A 19,199-nucleotide genomic window follows, 5' to 3' on the forward strand; every position below is an offset into this window, starting at 1 on the left:
GTCAGTATGTCTCCAATGTGAGACGAGACCAATGTTTTAAGTTCTTTATGATTAATATATAAAGACATATGATGAGTGGGAGGGGTCAAAAGGTCCCTATTACCACATCACGGACTTTAAGGAGGTGTGTCTCGTGGCTAAAAAAGTAATTAAAGTCGTTAAATTACAAATTCCTGCTGGTAAAGCAAACCCAGCGCCACCGGTTGGTCCTGCACTAGGTCAAGCAGGTGTTAATATCATGGGATTCTGTAAGGAATTTAACGCTCGTACAGCAGATCAAGCTGGATTAATCATTCCTGTTGAAATTACGGTATTTGAAGACCGTTCATTTACATTTATTACGAAAACTCCTCCTGCTGCCGTTCTTTTAAAAGTAGCAGCTGGAATTCAGTCTGGTTCAGGTGAGCCTAACCGTAATAAAGTAGCAACAGTAAAGCGTGATAAAGTACGCGAGATTGCGGAACAAAAAATGCCTGACCTAAACGCAGCTAGCGTTGAAGCAGCAATGCGCATGGTCGAAGGTACTGCACGCAGCATGGGTATCGTTATCGAAGACTAATCCATGTTACTGAAGCACAAAGGTAAAATGAGGGGGTTGCGATATTTTAATATACTCGCAACCTTTGTTCTGTCTAGCAGTGGCACTATTACTTAAGTCATAAGATGATTATAAGAAGTGCCTCGGCTTTTCGGCGTGGGAGAATAATTCGCTAAAACCACAATCTAGGAGGAAATAAAAATGGCTAAAAAAGGTAAAAAGTATTTAGAAGCTTCAAAGCTTGTAGATCGCTTAAAAGCATACCCAATTGCAGAAGCAATTGATCTTGCAAAGAAAACAAACTTCACAAAGTTTGATGCAACTCTTGAAGTGGCTTTCCGTTTAGGCGTAGATCCTAAGAAAGCTGACCAACAAATCCGTGGTGCAGTTGTGCTACCTAACGGAACTGGTAAAACTCAACGCGTTTTAGTATTTGCGAAGGGTGAAAAAGTGAAAGAAGCAGAAGCAGCTGGTGCTGATTATGTTGGAGATTCTGAATACATCAACAAAATCCAACAAGGATGGTTTGATTTTGATGTAATCGTAGCAACTCCTGACATGATGGGTGAAGTTGGTAAACTTGGTCGTGTATTAGGACCTAAAGGTTTAATGCCAAATCCTAAGACTGGTACTGTTACATTTGATGTAACAAGAGCAATCAATGAAATTAAAGCAGGTAAAGTTGAATACCGTGTAGATAAGTCTGGTAACATTCATGTTCCTATCGGTAAATCATCTTTCGAAAGCGAAAAGCTTGTTGAAAACTTCAACACTATTTTCGAAACAATGCTTAAAGCTAAACCTGCAGCTGCAAAAGGTACTTACATGAAGAACGTAACTGTATCTTCAACAATGGGACCTGGCGTAAAAGTAGATCCATCTACTGTTGTAGCTAAGTAATTTATTACCAATTGACATTTTAGAGTATATTTTATATAATCTATTTTGTTGTTTAAAATAAAACATTTGTACTGTAGACAGCAGGTGCGATATTCGCTTAATTTCCTGCCGAGGTAGAGCGATATAGAATCGGCTGATTATTCAGCTGTTGTATGCTGCCTCCATGTCTCGATTGATGTGGAGGTTTTTACTTGGCAAATAAAAATTTGTTGTCTAAATTATTATTTGTATAAGTGCAACTATGCCTTGTCCTCGCCTGACGGCTTGTCAGTCGGCAAGTTTACTTTACCTGGTATAAATGTAGATAATCTACAGGAGGTGTAAAGATGAGCAGTGTAATCGAAATTAAGAAACAATTAGTTGACGAAATTACTGATAAGTTAAAAGCAAGTGTATCAACTGTCGTTGTTGATTACCGTGGTCTTTCAGTTGCAGAAGTAACTGAACTTCGTAAACAACTTCGTGATGCAGGCGTTGAATTTAAAGTTTATAAAAACTCAATGGTACGCCGTGCTGCTGATGCAGCTGAGCTTTCTAGCTTGAATGATGCGTTAACAGGTCCGAACGCAATTGCGTTCAGTACTGAAGATGTAGTAGCACCAGCAAAAATCTTGAATGACTTTGCTAAAAAACACGAAGCACTAGAACTTAAAGCAGGTGTTATCGAAGGTAACGTCGCAACAGCTGAAGAAATTAAGGCTCTTGCTGATCTACCATCACGCGAAGGCTTGCTTTCTATGCTACTCAGCGTACTACAAGCTCCAATTCGCAATCTTGCCCTTGCTGCAAAAGCGGTGGCAGACCAAAAAGAAGAACAAGGCGCGTAAGTTAATAGAAAAGCTGAAGCGACCGTTTAGCAGCGTATGGCCTGGAGCAATTCAACTGAGATAAAGGAAACACGGAGAGCGTTAGCGAACCGATGTTGACTTATCGTAGGGAGAAGAGCGAAGGACACTAGCTGCTGGGAGCTGAAGCTGGACAATTTTAAGCGTTAAACACTAATAAAACGTAACGAAAACTAAGGAGGAAACTTAATCATGACTAAAGAACAAATCATTGAAGCAGTTAAATCTATGACTGTTTTAGAACTTAACGATCTTGTAAAAGCAATCGAAGAAGAATTCGGCGTAACTGCTGCTGCTCCTGTAGCAATGGTAGGCGGAGCTGGAGCTGCTGCTGTTGAAGAGCAAACTGAATTTGATGTAATCCTAGCTAGCGCTGGCGATCAAAAAATCAAAGTTATCAAGGTTGTTCGTGAAATCACTGGTCTTGGTCTTAAAGAAGCAAAAGACCTTGTTGATAACACTCCTAAAGCAATTAAAGAAGGCGTTGCTAAAGAAGAAGCTGAAGCAATCAAAGCTAAGCTTGATGAAGTTGGAGCTAACGTTGAAGTTAAGTAATTCTACTATAAAAAAGCTCGCTGCATAAGCGGGCTTTTTTTGGCTTAAATTAATTAACAATTACGCCAGTCCTCTTTTATTCTTCAATTACTACTCTCCGGAGGTGAGCTTATGTCAGAACACTACTATTCTCGAACTCAAAAGGTGGAAAGTGATCCGAAATTTTGGGACTTTACATTGCGAAAGCATACTTTTCGTTTTAAAACCGATAATGGTGTTTTTTCAAAAAGAGAAGTAGATTTTGGCTCACGTATACTCATAGAGTCATTTATCATGCCAGAGGTGGAAGGCAGCATTCTAGATGTAGGCTGCGGCTATGGACCCATTGGTTTATCGATAGCAAAAGAATTTAGTAACCGCATTGTCCACATGGTCGATGTAAATGAACGAGCGATTGAACTGGCAAAAGAAAATGCCTCCTTAAACAAGATTACAAATGTCGACATCTATGAAAGTGATCGCTTGTTAAATGTTAAAGAGGATACTTTCGCAGCCATCATAACAAATCCGCCCATTAGAGCTGGTAAACAGACTGTTCATGATATTTTTGAACAAAGCTATGAGCATCTTGTTTCAAGTGGTGAGCTTTGGATTGTCATTCAAAAGAAACAAGGAGCACCGTCTGCAATTGAAAAATTAAAAAACCTTTTTTCTGATGTGGAGACCGTTGACAAATCCAAAGGTTATTTTATTATTAAAGCTAAAAAATAGTTGACTCGTATTTGTCGTTGTGGTAGCATTATAAAATGCCATCATAATAATTTCCGAATTATTCCTTAAAATACTTTTACCTTAAGTATAAAAACGGCATAATAAGGAAATGATGACAAAATAATAATCAAAATGTGAAAATGTGGTTTTTAGTAAAAAACCCTTTTTCTTTTTGTCTAATTGGTGGAGTCTTTGGTTCTACTGTTAGACGTAATAGATTTATTAAAAAACGCTTGATTTGAGGGGTGAATCAGTTGACAGGTCAACTAGTTCAGTATGGACGACACCGCCAACGTAGAAGTTACGCACGAATCAGTGAAGTTTTAGAATTACCAAATCTCATTGAAATCCAAACCTCTTCTTATCAATGGTTTCTGGATGAGGGATTACGTGAAATGTTTCAGGATATTTCACCGATTGAGGATTTTACTGGTAACCTATCACTGGAATTTATTGATTACAGCCTTGGCGATCCAAAGTATTCTGTAGAAGAATCTAAAGAACGGGACGTTACATATTCTGCTCCATTACGTGTAAAAGTACGTCTTGTAAACAAAGAAACTGGTGAAGTAAAAGACCAAGATGTATTTATGGGTGATTTCCCACTAATGACTGAAACAGGTACATTTGTCATAAATGGGGCAGAACGCGTTATAGTATCACAGTTAGTGCGTTCACCGAGCGTTTACTTTAGTGGAAAACTTGATAAAAATGGCAAAAAGGGTTTTACTGCGACTGTAATTCCGAACCGCGGAGCTTGGCTCGAGTATGAAACAGATGCCAAAGATGTTGTTTATGTAAGAATAGATCGTACTCGGAAACTGCCCGTTACGGTTCTTTTGCGTGCATTAGGCTTTGGTTCGGATCAAGAAATCATTGAATTGATTGGTGATAACGAGTACATCCGCAATACCCTTGAGAAGGATAATACAGAGGGTGTTGACAAAGCACTATTGGAAATTTATGAGCGTCTTCGTCCGGGCGAACCGCCAACAGTTGATAACGCTAAGAGTTTGTTAGTTTCTCGTTTCTTTGATCCGAAGCGTTATGATCTAGCGAACGTTGGTCGTTACAAAATCAATAAAAAGCTTCATATTAAAAATCGCTTATTCAACCAACGTTTAGCCGAATCACTTGCGGATCCTGAAACTGGTGAGATCATTGCAGAAAAGGGAACCCTCCTTGATAGGAGAAATCTTGACAGAATTATACCTGCCCTTGAAAAGAATATTAATTTCAGAGGCCATAATCCTGTTGGTGGTGTAGTAGAAGAAGAAATCATTCTTCAAGGCATTAAGATTTATGCACCTGGTGATGAAAATGAAAAGGTTATTAACGTATTAGGTAATGCATATGTTGCTGAGCCAATTAAAAATATAACACCTGCCGACATCATTGCATCGATTAGCTACTTCTTTAATTTATTACATGGAGTAGGCGATACAGATGATATCGACCACTTAGGTAACAGACGACTACGTTCTGTTGGTGAACTATTGCAGAACCAGTTCCGGATTGGATTATCCCGTATGGAACGTGTTGTCCGTGAGAGAATGTCTATCCAAGATACTGCAACCATTACACCGCAGCAATTGATTAACATTCGTCCGGTTATTGCATCAATCAAAGAGTTTTTCGGAAGCTCGCAATTATCACAATTCATGGACCAAACAAACCCGCTTGCTGAGTTAACTCATAAGCGCCGTCTATCAGCATTAGGACCCGGTGGCTTAACGCGTGAACGGGCAGGAATGGAAGTACGTGACGTACACTATTCCCATTACGGACGTATGTGTCCAATTGAAACGCCTGAAGGTCCAAACATTGGTTTGATCAACTCGCTTTCATCTTATGCGAAGGTAAACCGGTTTGGATTTATTGAAACCCCATACCGCCGTGTTGATCCAGATACCGGTAAGGTTACAAGCCGAATCGATTACCTGACAGCGGATGAAGAAGATAACTATGTAGTTGCACAGGCGAACTCTCGTCTTGGTGATGATGGTGCATTCCTCGATGAAGAGGTAGTGGCTCGTTTCCGTGGTGAAAACACAGTAGTTAAACGTGAACGAATTGACTACATGGATGTATCACCAAAGCAGGTAGTTTCTGCAGCGACTGCGTGTATTCCGTTCCTTGAAAATGATGACTCAAACCGTGCCTTGATGGGTGCAAACATGCAGCGTCAAGCAGTGCCGCTTATGCAGCCGGAGGCACCAAGAGTTGGTACCGGTATGGAATATGTATCCGGTAAAGACTCCGGTGCAGCGGTCATCTGTAAGCAGGAAGGTATTGTTGAACATGTTGAGGCCCGTGAAGTTTGGGTTCGTGAAGTGAAAGAAGTTGATGGCCAAGAAGTAAAAGGCGATCTTAAAAAATACCGTTTGTTGAAATTTATTCGTTCGAACCAAGGTACGTGCTATAACCAACGTCCAATCGTGGCTGTTGGCGACCGTGTGAAAAAAGGCGAAATTTTAGCTGACGGTCCATCCATGGAATTGGGAGAGTTAGCCCTTGGACGAAACGTTCTCGTTGCCTTCATGACATGGGATGGTTATAACTATGAAGATGCCATCATTATGAGCGAACGCCTTGTAAAAGATGATGTCTATACTTCTATTCATATTGAAGAATATGAATCAGAATCTCGTGATACAAAACTTGGACCTGAGGAAATTACCCGTGATATTCCAAATGTAGGGGAGGATGCTCTTCGTAATTTGGATGAACGCGGTATTATTCGTACAGGTGCAGAAGTAAAAGACGGTGACCTTCTTGTTGGTAAAGTTACGCCAAAAGGTGTAACTGAATTAACTGCAGAAGAACGCCTTCTCCATGCTATTTTTGGTGAAAAAGCTCGTGAAGTCCGCGATACGTCACTAAGAGTTCCACATGGCGGCGGCGGTATCGTACATGATGTTAAAGTCTTTAACCGTGAAGATGGCGATGAATTGCCACCAGGTGTAAACCAGCTTGTACGTGTCTATATCGTTCAGAAACGTAAGATTCACCAAGGGGATAAAATGGCGGGACGTCACGGTAACAAAGGGGTTATTTCGCGGATTTTACCGGAAGAAGATATGCCTTACTTACCAGACGGTACACCGGTAGATATCATGTTAAACCCATTAGGGGTACCATCTCGTATGAATATCGGTCAGGTGCTTGAGCTCCATTTAGGTATGGCGGCAAGATACCTTGGCATTCATGTGGCAACACCGGTATTTGACGGTGCGCGGGAAGAAGATGTTTGGGGTACGATTGAAGAAGCAGGAATGGCTCGTGATGCCAAAACTGTGCTGTATGATGGACGTTCAGGGGAACCATTTGATAACCGTGTATCCGTTGGTGTCATGTATATGATTAAATTGGCGCACATGGTTGACGATAAACTCCATGCCCGTTCTACAGGACCATACTCACTTGTTACACAGCAGCCGTTGGGTGGTAAAGCTCAATTCGGTGGTCAGCGTTTCGGTGAGATGGAGGTTTGGGCGCTTGAAGCATACGGTGCAGCCTATACACTTCAAGAAATCCTTACAGTTAAGTCCGATGATGTTGTTGGCCGTGTGAAAACATATGAAGCCATCGTTAAAGGCGAAAATGTTCCGGAGCCAGGTGTTCCTGAATCATTCAAAGTATTAATTAAAGAACTTCAAAGCTTAGGTATGGATGTAAAAATCCTTTCTGGTGATGAAGAAGAAATTGAAATGCGAGATACGGAAGATGATGACGACTTACAACAAGTCGACACATTAAACATCGCACCAGATGCACCAAGTTTCGAATCTGAAAAAGTAGGTTCAAAAGAGTAATTTCTCGAGCTGCAGCGCACACAACATGTGTGTGCGCTTCGGCTTAAATGATTGTCTAGCTGCAGCGCACAGCCCCGGTCGGGGCTAAGACGTGCGCTTCCGCTTTTCTAATAAGGGTAGAACCTGGATATCGAAAGGGAGGTAGGCCCCTTGCTTGACGTTAATAATTTTGAATACATGAAAATTGGTCTTGCTTCACCGGATAAAATCCGGTCATGGTCATTCGGAGAAGTGAAAAAGCCAGAAACCATTAACTATCGTACGTTAAAACCTGAGAAAGACGGCTTATTCTGTGAGCGAATCTTTGGTCCAACAAAAGACTGGGAATGTCATTGCGGAAAATATAAGCGCGTCCGTTACAAAGGTGTCGTTTGTGACCGCTGTGGTGTTGAAGTAACACGTGCAAAAGTACGTCGTGAACGTATGGGTCATATCGAGCTAGCTGCACCTGTCTCGCATATTTGGTATTTTAAAGGGATTCCAAGCCGAATGGGTCTTGTATTAGACATGTCCCCTCGTGCCTTAGAGGAAATTATCTACTTTGCTTCTTATGTTGTGACAGAATCAGGTGATACTCCACTTGATAAAAAGCATCTTTTATCCGAAAAAGAATATCGTGCCTATCGTGAAAAGTACGGAAATAAATTCCAAGCTGCCATGGGGGCAGAAGCGATTAAAAAGCTTCTTTCTGATATTGATTTAAATAAAGAAGTAGACATCCTAAAGGAAGAACTTAAGACAGCACAAGGCCAGCGCCGTACTCGCGCGATTAAACGCCTTGAAGTGCTCGAGGCCTTCCGTAACTCAGGAAACGAACCATCATGGATGATTCTGGACGTACTTCCAGTAATCCCGCCTGAGCTTCGTCCAATGGTACAATTGGATGGGGGACGTTTTGCAACATCTGACCTAAACGACCTTTATCGCCGAGTTATTAACCGTAATAACCGCTTAAAGCGTTTATTGGATCTTGGTGCGCCTAGCATTATCGTTCAAAATGAAAAGCGTATGCTTCAAGAAGCAGTTGATGCATTAATCGATAACGGCCGCCGCGGCCGACCAGTTACTGGTCCTGGTAACCGTCCGTTAAAATCGCTTTCTCATATGCTTAAAGGTAAACAAGGGCGTTTCCGTCAAAACTTGCTCGGTAAACGTGTTGACTATTCCGGCCGTTCCGTTATTGTTGTAGGTCCGAACTTAAAAATGTATCAGTGTGGACTTCCTAAAGAAATGGCACTTGAACTATTCAAGCCATTTGTGATGAAGGAGCTTGTTGAAAAAGGATTGGCACACAACATTAAATCTGCGAAACGTAAAATCGAACGAGTATCTCCAGATGTATGGGATGTACTTGAAGATGTTATCAAGGAGCATCCGGTTCTATTGAATCGTGCCCCTACATTGCACAGATTAGGGATTCAGGCATTTGAACCAACACTTGTTGAAGGACGGGCAATTCGTCTGCATCCACTGGTATGTACTGCCTACAACGCTGACTTTGACGGTGACCAAATGGCTGTTCACGTACCACTATCATCTGAAGCTCAAGCAGAGGCTCGTCTTTTGATGCTAGCGGCTCAAAATATCTTGAACCCTAAAGATGGTAAACCAGTTGTTACTCCTTCTCAGGACATGGTATTAGGTAACTATTACTTAACCCTAGAGCGTGAAGGCACGGTTGGTGAAGGTATGGTCTTTAAAGACACTAGTGAAGCGATCCTTGCCTACCAAAACGGCTATGTACACTTCCATACACGTGTTGCTGTTCATGCTGGCTCATTAGGCAATGAAACATTTACAGAGGAACAAAATAATAAGTTATTAATGACAACGGTTGGTAAACTTATATTTAATGAAATTCTCCCGAAGTCATTCCCATATATTAATGAGCCGACAAGGCATAATTTAGAAGTCGAAACACCTGCCAAGTATTTTATTGAAAAAGGTGAAGACGTAAAAGCTAGAATTAAAGAAATGCCGTTGATTGATCCATTTAAAAAGAAAATTCTTGGAAATATCATCGCTGAGGTCTTTAAACGATTCAAAATTACTGAAACATCAAAAATGCTTGACCGCATGAAGGATTTAGGCTTTAAGCATTCAACTAAAGCTGGTTTAACAGTTGGTGTGGCTGATATTGTCGTACTTCCTGAAAAACCGCAAATTCTCCATGAGGCTCAAGAAAAAGTAGATAACGTAATGAAGCAATTCAGACGTGGTCTTATTACTGAAGATGAGCGTTACGATCGTGTTATTGCGATCTGGAGTGCTGCGAAAGACACTATTCAAGGTAAACTGATGAAGTCCTTGAATAAATCAAATCCAATCTTTATGATGAGTGATTCCGGTGCCCGTGGTAACGCCTCTAACTTTACACAGCTTGCTGGTATGCGTGGTCTGATGGCCAACCCGGCAGGACGTATCATTGAATTACCGATTAAATCAAGTTTCCGTGAAGGATTAACAGTATTAGAGTACTTTATCTCGACTCACGGTGCACGTAAAGGTCTTGCCGATACCGCTCTTAAAACTGCTGACTCTGGTTACTTAACACGTCGTTTAGTTGACGTTGCCCAAGATGTCATTGTTCGTGAGGACGATTGCGGTACTGACCGCGGCTTCTTAATTAGTGCCTTAAAAGATGGAACAGAAATAATCGAAGGTTTGGATGAACGTCTAATCGGCCGTTATGCTCGTACACCAATTAGACATCCTGAGACAAAAGAAGTCATTGTACCTGAAAATGGCTTAATTACTGAGGACCTAGCAGAAGTGATCGTAAATGCAGGAATTGAAGAAGTAAAAATCAGATCTGCCTTTACATGTAACACTCGTCATGGTGTATGTAAGAAGTGTTATGGCCGTAACTTGGCAACAGGCCAAGAGGTTGAAGTCGGTGAAGCGGTCGGAATTATTGCTGCCCAATCGATCGGTGAACCAGGTACACAGTTAACAATGCGTACATTCCATACCGGTGGGGTTGCCGGAGACGATATTACCCAAGGTTTACCGCGTATCCAAGAGATTTTTGAAGCGCGTAACCCTAAAGGTCAAGCAGTCATCTCTGAAATTGAAGGCATTGTTGTCGGGATTAATGAAGGCCGTGACCGCCAGCACGAAATCGTGGTTCAAGGTGAAGTGGAATCTCGTACTTATAATGCCCCATATACCGCCCGTTTGAAAGTAGCGATCAATGATCATGTTGAACGTGGTCAGGAACTAACAGAAGGTTCGATTGATCCCAAAGAATTAATCAAAGTAAAAGACGTTACTTCTGTTCAAGAATACCTATTGCGTGAGGTTCAAAAAGTTTACCGTATGCAAGGGGTTGAAATTGGCGATAAGCACGTCGAAGTAATGGTTCGTCAAATGCTGCGTAAGATCCGCGTCAGCGATGCAGGGGAAACAGATGTTCTTCCAGGTACACTTCTTGATATTCATCAGTTTACTGATGCTAACGAGAAGGCACTTCTTGAAGGTAAACTACCTGCCACTGGACGTCCAGTTCTACTTGGTATTACAAAAGCATCACTTGAAACAGATTCATTCTTGTCTGCAGCATCCTTCCAAGAAACAACTAGAGTTCTTACTGATGCAGCAATTAAAGGAAAACGTGATGAGTTACTCGGCTTGAAGGAAAATGTTATCATCGGTAAACTGGTTCCTGCTGGAACAGGAATGCAGCGTTACCGTAAAGCAGAGCCGGTATTACGCGATACTACGTCTGAAGAAACTGTTGCAATTGATTAATTAATTTTTCGGTACCTGCCAATTAAGCAGGTACCGAATTTATGAATATTAATTACCAATAGCTGGTTTGAATAAAAAATCAAAACATTAGTTGACATCTTTTTGGTAAGATGATATTATATCAAAGGTGCTTCTATTCCAGATACTTTGGAGGATGTAGTTATGTCTTATGAAAAAGTATTACAAGCACGCAAGATTGTTATAGGAACAAAACAAGCAGTGAAAGCACTAAAAGAAGGAACTGTTCAAGAGATTCTCGTTGCAAGCGACGCTGAGCATAGATTAACGACAAAAGTCGTTGAAGAAGCAAACTTGATGGAAGTCCCTCTCCACTATGTCGATTCGATGAAAAAACTTGGAAAAGCATGTGGAATAGAAGTTGGTGCTGCAACTGTTGCTATTATCCGTTAAAAACTGTTTTTGTAGATAGAGGATCTGCAAAGACTTTGTTTTTGCAAAAAAATGAACCACCTGGATGTGTGGGCTTACAAATAACGAAGGGAGGAAAAATTCATGCCTACTATTAACCAATTAGTGCGCAAGCCTCGTCAATCAAAAGAGGAAAAGTCAAAATCACCTGCGCTTAACAAAGGTTACAACAGCTTCAAGAAATCACAAACAAATGTATCTTCACCACAAAAACGCGGAGTATGTACTCGTGTTGGTACAATGACTCCAAAGAAACCAAACTCAGCGTTACGTAAATATGCTCGTGTACGTTTGACAAATGGTATCGAGGTGACTGCATACATTCCTGGTATCGGCCATAACCTTCAAGAGCACAGTGTTGTTCTTATTCGTGGAGGACGTGTAAAGGACTTACCGGGGGTACGTTATCACATCGTACGTGGAGCACTTGATACTGCTGGTGTAAACAACCGTATGCAAGGACGTTCTAAATATGGTACTAAGAGACCAAAAGCAGCTAAGAAATAAATCACACTAAAATAGAAGCTTCTTTGAAAGGAGGAAACAAAATGCCACGTAAAGGTCCTGTAGCAAAAAGAGACGTGTTACCTGATCCACTATACAATTCAAAATTAGTTACTCGTCTAATCAATAAAATGATGATCGATGGTAAAAGAGGTAAATCTCAAGAAATTCTTTATTCTGCGTTTGACACAATTCGCGAACGTACTGGCAAAGAGCCAATGGAAACTTTTGATGCAGCTATGAAAAACATCATGCCTGTACTTGAAGTTAGAGCTCGTCGTGTAGGTGGTGCGAACTACCAAGTACCAGTTGAGGTGCGCCCTGATCGCCGTACAACTTTAGGTCTTCGTTGGTTAGTGAACTATGCGCGTCTTCGCGGTGAAAAGACAATGGAAGAGCGTTTAGCAAACGAAATCATGGATGCAGCTAACAACACTGGTGCATCTGTTAAGAAGCGTGAAGATACGCATAAAATGGCAGAAGCAAACAAAGCGTTTGCTCACTATCGTTGGTAATTTAACCTTCAATATAAAAACTTTCATACTAGGAAGGAGAAAGACCCAATGGCAAGAGAGTTCTCCTTAGCAAATACTCGTAATATCGGTATCATGGCTCACATCGATGCCGGTAAAACGACTACCACTGAGCGTGTCCTTTATTACACTGGCCGTATTCATAAGATCGGCGAAACACATGAAGGTGCTTCTCAGATGGACTGGATGGAGCAGGAACAAGAACGCGGAATCACAATCACTTCCGCAGCAACAACAGCACAATGGAAAGGCCACCGTGTTAACATCATTGACACTCCAGGACACGTAGACTTCACAGTAGAAGTTGAACGTTCCCTACGTGTACTTGATGGTGCGGTTGCCGTTCTTGATGCACAGTCTGGTGTTGAACCACAAACTGAAACAGTTTGGCGTCAAGCAACAACTTACGGTGTACCACGTGTTGTTTTCGTTAACAAGATGGATAAAATCGGAGCGGACTTCTTATATTCTGTAGGAACCATTCATGACCGTCTTCAAGCGAACGCACACCCAATTCAACTTCCAATTGGTGCAGAAGACCAATTCGAAGCTATTATTGACCTTGTTGAAATGAATGCAGTATTTTACAGCAATGACTTAGGTACAGACATTGAAGTACGCGAAATCCCTGAGGAATACCGTGCTCAAGCAGAAGAGTACCATGAGAAATTAGTAGAAGCAGTTGCAGAGTTAGATGAAGAGTTAATGGAAAAATACCTTGGTGGAGAAGAAATCTCTAAAGAAGAGCTTAAATCTGCTATTCGAAAAGGTACTGTTAACGTTGAATTCTACCCAGTAATTTGTGGATCAGCATTCAAAAATAAAGGTGTTCAGTTAATGCTAGATGCCGTTATTGACTACCTACCATCTCCATTAGATGTTCCTGCAATCAAAGGACATGCTATTGATGATGAAGACGATGTGGTTGAACGTCATTCAAGCGATGAAGAGCCATTCTCAGCTCTTGCTTTTAAAGTTATGACTGACCCTTATGTTGGTAAATTAACGTTCTTCCGTGTTTACTCTGGTACTTTAGAATCTGGATCTTACGTTCAGAACTCAACTAAAGGTAAGCGTGAGCGTATCGGACGTATCCTGCAAATGCACGCAAACAGCCGTCAAGAAATCTCTAAGGTTTATGCTGGTGACATCGCTGCTGCTGTAGGTTTGAAAGATACAACTACTGGTGATACTCTATGTGATGACAAAAACCCTGTTATCCTTGAGTCAATGCAATTTCCAGAGCCTGTAATTCAACTTTCAGTTGAACCAAAGTCAAAAGCTGACCAGGACAAAATGACTACAGCTCTACAAAAACTACAAGAAGAAGATCCAACATTCCGCGCACACACTGACCAGGAAACTGGACAAGTAATCATCGCTGGTATGGGTGAACTTCACCTAGATATCATCGTTGACCGTATGCGTCGTGAATTTAAAGTTGAAGCTAACGTAGGCGCTCCTCAGGTTGCTTACCGCGAAACTTTCCGTGCCTCTGCACAAGTGGAAGGTAAATTCGCGCGTCAATCTGGTGGTCGTGGTCAGTATGGTCACGTTTGGATTGAATTCTCACCTAATGAAGAAGGTAAAGGATTTGAATTCGAAAACGGTATCGTTGGTGGTGTTGTTCCTCGTGAATACATCCCTGCTGTTCAAGCTGGTTTAGAAGATGCACTTAATCGTGGTGTTCTTGCCGGATTCCCGTTAGTCGATATAAAGGCACGTCTATTTGACGGTTCATATCATGATGTTGACTCATCTGAGATGGCGTTTAAGATTGCTGCGTCAATGGCACTTAAAAATGCTGCTTCTAAGTGTAGCCCTGTTATCCTTGAACCTATGATGAGGGTTGAAGTTGTAATACCTGAAGAATATTTAGGGGATATCATGGGACAAATCACTGCACGTCGCGGCCGCGTAGAAGGTATGGAAGCTCGTGGTAATGCTCAAGTTGTTCGTGCGATGGTTCCACTTTCAGAAATGTTTGGTTATGCAACTGCACTTCGTTCAAGCACTCAAGGTCGTGGAGTATTCTCTATGCACTTCGATCACTACGAAGAAGTTCCAAAATCTGTTTCTGAAGAAATAATCAAAAAAAATAAAGGTGAATAATTGATTTTCACCTTTGTTTAAAGTATAACTACTTATGTAAGAATAGAGACTGTGACATATGGATATAACTATATTCGCAGTTTCTACCTAATATACTTATAACTTTTATAATCCAAAGGAGGATTTTCCAAATGGCAAAAGCTAAATTCGACCGTTCTAAGCCACACGTTAACATTGGTACAATCGGACACGTTGACCACGGTAAAACTACTTTAACTGCTGCAATCACTTCTGTTCTTGCAAAGCAAGGTAAAGCTGAAGCTCGTGCATACGATCAAATTGATGGTGCACCAGAAGAAAAAGAGCGTGGTATCACAATCTCAACTGCACACGTTGAGTATGAAACTGATAACCGTCACTATGCACACGTTGACTGCCCAGGACACGCTGACTATGTAAAAAACATGATCACTGGTGCAGCTCAAATGGACGGCGGTATCCTTGTAGTATCTGCTACTGATGGTCCTATGCCGCAAACACGTGAGCACATCCTTCTTTCTCGTCAGGTAGGCGTACCTTACCTTGTTGTATTTATGAACAAATGTGACATGGTTGACGACGAAGAACTTCTTGAGTTAGTAGAAATGGAAATTCGTGACCTATTAACTGAATATGATTTTCCTGGCGATGACACTCCGGTTATCAAAGGTTCTGCTCTTAAAGCATTAGAAGGCGAAGCTGCATGGGAAGAAAAAGTTATCGAATTAATGAACGCAGTTGATGAGTTCATCCCAACTCCAACTCGTGACACTGATAAGCCTTTCATGATGCCAGTTGAGGATGTATTCTCAATCACTGGTCGTGGAACTGTTGCTACAGGCCGTGTTGAGCGTGGTGTAGTTAAAGTTGGTGACGTGGTTGAAATCGTTGGTTTCACTGAAGAGCCAAAATCTACTACTGTAACAGGTGTAGAAATGTTCCGTAAACTTCTTGATTTCGCTGAAGCTGGTGACAACATTGGTGCCCTTCTTCGTGGTGTAGCGCGTGAAGAAATCGAGCGTGGACAAGTTTTGGCTAAGCCAAAATCAATCACTCCACACACAAAGTTCAAAGCACAAGTTTACGTATTATCTAAAGAAGAAGGTGGACGTCATACTCCATTCTTCACAAACTATCGTCCACAATTCTATTTCCGTACTTCTGATATTACTGGTATCTGTAACCTACCAGAAGGTACTGAAATGGTAATGCCTGGCGACCATATCGAAATGACTGTTGAACTTATTGCTCCAGTTGCAATCGAAGAAGGAACAAAGTTCTCTATTCGTGAAGGCGGACGTACAGTAGGTTCAGGTTCAATCACAACAATTCAAGAGTAATAACTTTATAAAAGCAGATGGATGACGATCCATCTGCTTTTTTAATGTCAAGTAAAGTGGATAACCGTGTTTCTTCTATTATAATATTTATTCAAAATATTATAACGTTCACTTAATAACTAGGAATTTTTGGAGATTGCTATTAATAGTTGAAAAACGTGTAAACAGCCGCTATAATAGGAAAAGTGTTCAAAACAGAAACATAAAGAAAAAAACATAATAATTGTTGCGTTTGCTTTATGTTTTATGTATAATAGACAATGTTGGTCTTTGACTGCGATGATGTGAAAGGTTGCTGACACACCCGGCCGCTTTGCCATGGCGAGTGTGTGGGAAATTTTCACTGAGAATGTCTATTTTTAAAATAGGCGAATAAAGGAGGGAAAATAATGGCAAAACAAAAAATACGTATCCGTCTTAAAGCATATGATCACAGAATCCTTGATCAATCAGCGGAAAAAATCGTTGAAACAGCAAAACGTTCAGGTGCAGCAGTTTCGGGTCCGATCCCACTTCCAACTGAAAAGTCTGTTTACACAATTCTTCGTGCGGTTCATAAGTACAAAGATTCTCGTGAACAATTTGAAATGCGGACACATAAGCGTCTAATCGACATCGTTAACCCAACTCCACAAACAGTTGATGCGTTAATGCGTTTAGATTTACCATCTGGTGTTGATATCGAAATTAAACTTTAATCAAATAAACTATTATAAAATTAGGAGGTGTGACTTACATGACCAAAGGAATCTTAGGAAGAAAAATTGGTATGACTCAAGTATTTGCAGAAAACGGGAACTTAATTCCTGTAACTGTTGTTGAGGTAGCTCCAAACGTTGTACTTCAAAAAAAATCAGTTGATAGCGATGGATATGTTGCTGTTCAAGTAGGTTTTGAAGATAAGCGTGAGAAGTTAGCTAACAAGCCTGAAAAAGGACATGTTGCGAAAGCAAATACTGCTCCTAAGCGCTTCATTCGCGAATTCCGCGGAGATGACTTAGCAGCACTTGAAGTTGGTCAGGAAGTCAAAGTTGATATTTTCGCTGCAGGAGATATCGTAGATGTAACAGGAATCTCAAAGGGTAAAGGTTTCCAAGGTGTTATCAAACGCCACGGACAATCACGCGGCCCAATGGCTCACGGTTCACGTTATCATCGTCGTCCTGGTTCAATGGGACCTGTTGCTCCAAACCGTGTATTCAAAGGTAAATTATTACCTGGCCGTATGGGTGGAGATCAAGTTACAGTTCAAAACCTTGAAATCGTTAAGGTTGATACAGAACGCAACTTACTTTTAATCAAAGGTAACGTACCAGGTGCAAAAAAAGCATTATTAAAAATCAAAGGTGCGGTTAAAGCATAAGTCACTTTGTAAGAAAGGAGGAACAAAGGAATGCCTAAAGTAGCATTATTAAACCAAAACGGTTCACAAGTTGGTGATATCGAACTTAATGAAGCGGTTTTTGGTATTGAGCCTAACCAAAGCGTATTATTTGAAGCGATTGTTATGCAAAGAGCTTCTTTACGTCAAGGAACTCATAAAACTAAAGTTCGTTCAGAAGTAGCAGGCGGTGGCCGTAAGCCATGGAGACAAAAAGGAACTGGCCGTGCTCGTCAAGGGTCAATCCGTTCACCACAATGGCGCGGAGGTGGTACAGTATTTGGTCCTACACCACGCAGCTATAGCTATAAATTACCGAAAAAAGTACGTCGCTTAGCGATCAAATCTGCACTTTCATCTAAGGTGTTGGAAGAAAATATCTTGGTACTTGAAACATTAACTTTCGATGCACCAAAAACTAAAGAATTCAAATCAGTATTAGGTGGCCTTTCTGTTGAGAAGAAAGCACTTATCGTTACTGCTGACCTAGATGAGAATGTAGCATTGTCTGCACGTAACATCCCTGGTGTAACAGTTGTGACAGCTGATGGAATTAACGTATTAGACGTTGTTAATCATGATAAATTGATCATGACTAAAGCAGCTGTTGAAAAAGTAGAGGAGGTGCTTGCATAATGGATGCACGCGATATCATTAAGCGCCCCGTTATCACTGAGCGGTCTACTGACCTAATGTCTGAAAAAAAATATACGTTTGAAGTTGATGTTAGAGCTAACAAAACACAAGTTAAAGATGCTATTGAAGAAATCTTTGGCGTAGATGTTGATAAAGTAAACATCATGAACTATAAAGGTAAGTTCAAGCGTATGGGTAAATTCGGCGGTTACACAAACAAGCGTCGTAAAGCTATTGTGAAATTAACTGCTGATAGCAAAGAAATCGAAATCTTTGAAGCATAAGAAGCTATCAAGAAGAGGAGGGAAATAAAATGGCGATTAAAAAGTACAAACCTACCTCCAATGGTCGTCGCGGAATGACAGTTTCTGATTTCGCTGAAATCACAACTAGCACTCCAGAAAAGTCTCTATTAGCTCCATTAAAGAGCAAAGGCGGCCGTAATAACCAAGGTAAGTTAACTGTTCGTCATCAAGGTGGCGGCCATAAGCGTCAATATCGTTTAATTGATTTTAAACGTAACAAAGATGGCATTCCAGGACGCGTTGCTACAATTGAGTACGATCCAAATCGTTCTGCGAATATCGCATTAATTAATTATGTTGATGGAGAAAAGCGTTATATCTTAGCTCCTAAAAACTTAGAAGTTGGCATGGAAATTATGTCTGGCCCTGAGGCTGATATTAAAGTAGGTAACGCCCTTCCATTAGCTAACATTCCTGTTGGTACTGTTGTGCACAACATCGAATTAAAACCAGGTAAAGGCGGCCAGTTAGTTCGTTCTGCTGGAACAAGCGCACAAGTACTTGGTAAAGAAGGTAAATACGTACTTGTACGTTTAACTTCTGGTGAAACTCGTATGATTCTTGCTGAGTGCCGTGCTTCTATCGGTCAAGTAGGTAACGAGCAGCACGAACTTATTAACATTGGTAAAGCAGGACGTTCACGCTGGTTAGGCAAGCGCCCAACAGTACGTGGATCTGTAATGAACCCTAACGATCACCCACACGGTGGTGGTGAAGGACGTTCACCAATCGGACGTAAGTCACCTATGTCTCCATGGGGTAAACCAACTCTTGGATTCAAAACTCGTAAGAAGAAAAACAAATCAGATAAGTTTATCGTACGTCGTCGTAAAAAATAACGGGACTAGAGCTACGGTTCATAGAAG

17 protein-coding genes and 1 other annotated feature are annotated in these 19,199 nt (G+C 41.1%); all 17 genes read left to right on the forward strand.

Translation table 11 applies throughout. The features are described from left to right. Positions 1–133 precede the first annotated feature (133 nt). The 17 genes from rplK to rplB all read left to right on the forward strand — a co-directional run bounded on the left by rplK (position 134) and on the right by rplB (position 19,172). Positions 134–559: a 50S ribosomal protein L11 gene (rplK, locus tag M3226_RS23185; protein WP_141561102.1), complete on the forward strand. Its 426-nt coding sequence runs from the start codon at positions 134–136 to the stop codon at positions 557–559. 180 nt (positions 560–739) lie between these two features. Beyond that, positions 740–1,438, forward strand: a complete 699-nt coding sequence (rplA, locus tag M3226_RS23190; RefSeq protein WP_251571041.1) for a 50S ribosomal protein L1 — start codon at positions 740–742, stop codon at positions 1,436–1,438. Between the two features lie 53 nt (positions 1,439–1,491). Further along, positions 1,492–1,637, forward strand: a sequence feature (ribosomal protein L10 leader region). A 127-nt stretch (positions 1,638–1,764) separates the two neighbouring features. Beyond that, positions 1,765–2,265 carry a 50S ribosomal protein L10 gene (gene rplJ, locus M3226_RS23195; RefSeq protein ID WP_251571042.1) on the forward strand — a complete coding sequence of 167 codons (501 nt, stop codon included), beginning with the start codon at positions 1,765–1,767 and terminating at the stop codon, positions 2,263–2,265. 210 nt (positions 2,266–2,475) lie between these two features. Continuing rightward, positions 2,476–2,838: a 50S ribosomal protein L7/L12 gene (rplL, locus tag M3226_RS23200; RefSeq protein ID WP_101645926.1), complete on the forward strand. Its 363-nt coding sequence runs from the start codon at positions 2,476–2,478 to the stop codon at positions 2,836–2,838. 111 nt (positions 2,839–2,949) lie between these two features. Then, positions 2,950–3,549: a class I SAM-dependent methyltransferase gene (locus M3226_RS23205; protein ID WP_251571043.1), complete on the forward strand. Its 600-nt coding sequence runs from the start codon at positions 2,950–2,952 to the stop codon at positions 3,547–3,549. Positions 3,550–3,803: 254 nt separating this feature from the next. Then, positions 3,804–7,364, forward strand: a complete 3,561-nt coding sequence (gene rpoB, locus M3226_RS23210) for a DNA-directed RNA polymerase subunit beta (protein WP_251571044.1) — start codon at positions 3,804–3,806, stop codon at positions 7,362–7,364. 150 nt (positions 7,365–7,514) lie between these two features. After that, positions 7,515–11,114: a DNA-directed RNA polymerase subunit beta' gene (rpoC, locus tag M3226_RS23215; protein ID WP_251571045.1), complete on the forward strand. Its 3,600-nt coding sequence runs from the start codon at positions 7,515–7,517 to the stop codon at positions 11,112–11,114. 162 nt (positions 11,115–11,276) lie between these two features. Further along, positions 11,277–11,525 (forward strand): 50S ribosomal protein L7ae-like protein, encoded by a 249-nt coding sequence (locus tag M3226_RS23220; RefSeq protein ID WP_251571046.1) that lies wholly within the window; start codon positions 11,277–11,279, stop codon positions 11,523–11,525. A 102-nt stretch (positions 11,526–11,627) separates the two neighbouring features. Beyond that, positions 11,628–12,050, forward strand: a complete 423-nt coding sequence (gene rpsL / locus M3226_RS23225) for a 30S ribosomal protein S12 (RefSeq protein WP_026565517.1) — start codon at positions 11,628–11,630, stop codon at positions 12,048–12,050. 41 nt (positions 12,051–12,091) lie between these two features. Then, positions 12,092–12,562 (forward strand): 30S ribosomal protein S7, encoded by a 471-nt coding sequence (gene rpsG, locus M3226_RS23230; protein ID WP_101645932.1) that lies wholly within the window; start codon positions 12,092–12,094, stop codon positions 12,560–12,562. 48 nt (positions 12,563–12,610) lie between these two features. After that, positions 12,611–14,692, forward strand: coding sequence for an elongation factor G (fusA, locus tag M3226_RS23235; RefSeq protein ID WP_251571047.1), 2,082 nt, complete (start codon positions 12,611–12,613; stop codon positions 14,690–14,692). Positions 14,693–14,823: 131 nt separating this feature from the next. Then, positions 14,824–16,011, forward strand: a complete 1,188-nt coding sequence (gene tuf / locus M3226_RS23240) for an elongation factor Tu (protein ID WP_251571048.1) — start codon at positions 14,824–14,826, stop codon at positions 16,009–16,011. A 389-nt stretch (positions 16,012–16,400) separates the two neighbouring features. Then, positions 16,401–16,709: a 30S ribosomal protein S10 gene (rpsJ, locus tag M3226_RS23245; RefSeq protein ID WP_007085291.1), complete on the forward strand. Its 309-nt coding sequence runs from the start codon at positions 16,401–16,403 to the stop codon at positions 16,707–16,709. Positions 16,710–16,747: 38 nt separating this feature from the next. Beyond that, positions 16,748–17,374, forward strand: a complete 627-nt coding sequence (gene rplC, locus M3226_RS23250; RefSeq protein ID WP_098533221.1) for a 50S ribosomal protein L3 — start codon at positions 16,748–16,750, stop codon at positions 17,372–17,374. Positions 17,375–17,404: 30 nt separating this feature from the next. Beyond that, positions 17,405–18,028 carry a 50S ribosomal protein L4 gene (gene rplD, locus M3226_RS23255; RefSeq protein WP_144568244.1) on the forward strand — a complete coding sequence of 208 codons (624 nt, stop codon included), beginning with the start codon at positions 17,405–17,407 and terminating at the stop codon, positions 18,026–18,028. After that, positions 18,028–18,312: a 50S ribosomal protein L23 gene (gene rplW / locus M3226_RS23260; RefSeq protein WP_098533217.1), complete on the forward strand. Its 285-nt coding sequence runs from the start codon at positions 18,028–18,030 to the stop codon at positions 18,310–18,312. Before rplD ends, rplW begins: the two co-directional genes overlap by 1 nt. A gap of 29 nt (positions 18,313–18,341) precedes the next feature. Continuing rightward, positions 18,342–19,172 carry a 50S ribosomal protein L2 gene (gene rplB / locus M3226_RS23265; protein ID WP_251571049.1) on the forward strand — a complete coding sequence of 277 codons (831 nt, stop codon included), beginning with the start codon at positions 18,342–18,344 and terminating at the stop codon, positions 19,170–19,172. Positions 19,173–19,199 lie beyond the last annotated feature (27 nt).

It is taken from the genome of Neobacillus cucumis, from assembly GCF_023715505.1.

Coding starts and splice junctions, on each gene's coding strand:
- tuf (WP_251571048.1), top strand. CDS start 14,824: ATGGCAAAAGCTAAATTCGACCGTTCTAAGCCACACGTTAACATTGGT.
- M3226_RS23220 (WP_251571046.1), top strand. CDS start 11,277: ATGTCTTATGAAAAAGTATTACAAGCACGCAAGATTGTTATAGGAACA.
- rplL (WP_101645926.1), top strand. CDS start 2,476: ATGACTAAAGAACAAATCATTGAAGCAGTTAAATCTATGACTGTTTTA.
- rplJ (WP_251571042.1), top strand. CDS start 1,765: ATGAGCAGTGTAATCGAAATTAAGAAACAATTAGTTGACGAAATTACT.
- M3226_RS23205 (WP_251571043.1), top strand. CDS start 2,950: ATGTCAGAACACTACTATTCTCGAACTCAAAAGGTGGAAAGTGATCCG.
- rplD (WP_144568244.1), top strand. CDS start 17,405: ATGCCTAAAGTAGCATTATTAAACCAAAACGGTTCACAAGTTGGTGAT.
- rplA (WP_251571041.1), top strand. CDS start 740: ATGGCTAAAAAAGGTAAAAAGTATTTAGAAGCTTCAAAGCTTGTAGAT.
- rpsL (WP_026565517.1), top strand. CDS start 11,628: ATGCCTACTATTAACCAATTAGTGCGCAAGCCTCGTCAATCAAAAGAG.
- rplW (WP_098533217.1), top strand. CDS start 18,028: ATGGATGCACGCGATATCATTAAGCGCCCCGTTATCACTGAGCGGTCT.
- rpsJ (WP_007085291.1), top strand. CDS start 16,401: ATGGCAAAACAAAAAATACGTATCCGTCTTAAAGCATATGATCACAGA.
- rplB (WP_251571049.1), top strand. CDS start 18,342: ATGGCGATTAAAAAGTACAAACCTACCTCCAATGGTCGTCGCGGAATG.
- fusA (WP_251571047.1), top strand. CDS start 12,611: ATGGCAAGAGAGTTCTCCTTAGCAAATACTCGTAATATCGGTATCATG.
- rplC (WP_098533221.1), top strand. CDS start 16,748: ATGACCAAAGGAATCTTAGGAAGAAAAATTGGTATGACTCAAGTATTT.
- rpsG (WP_101645932.1), top strand. CDS start 12,092: ATGCCACGTAAAGGTCCTGTAGCAAAAAGAGACGTGTTACCTGATCCA.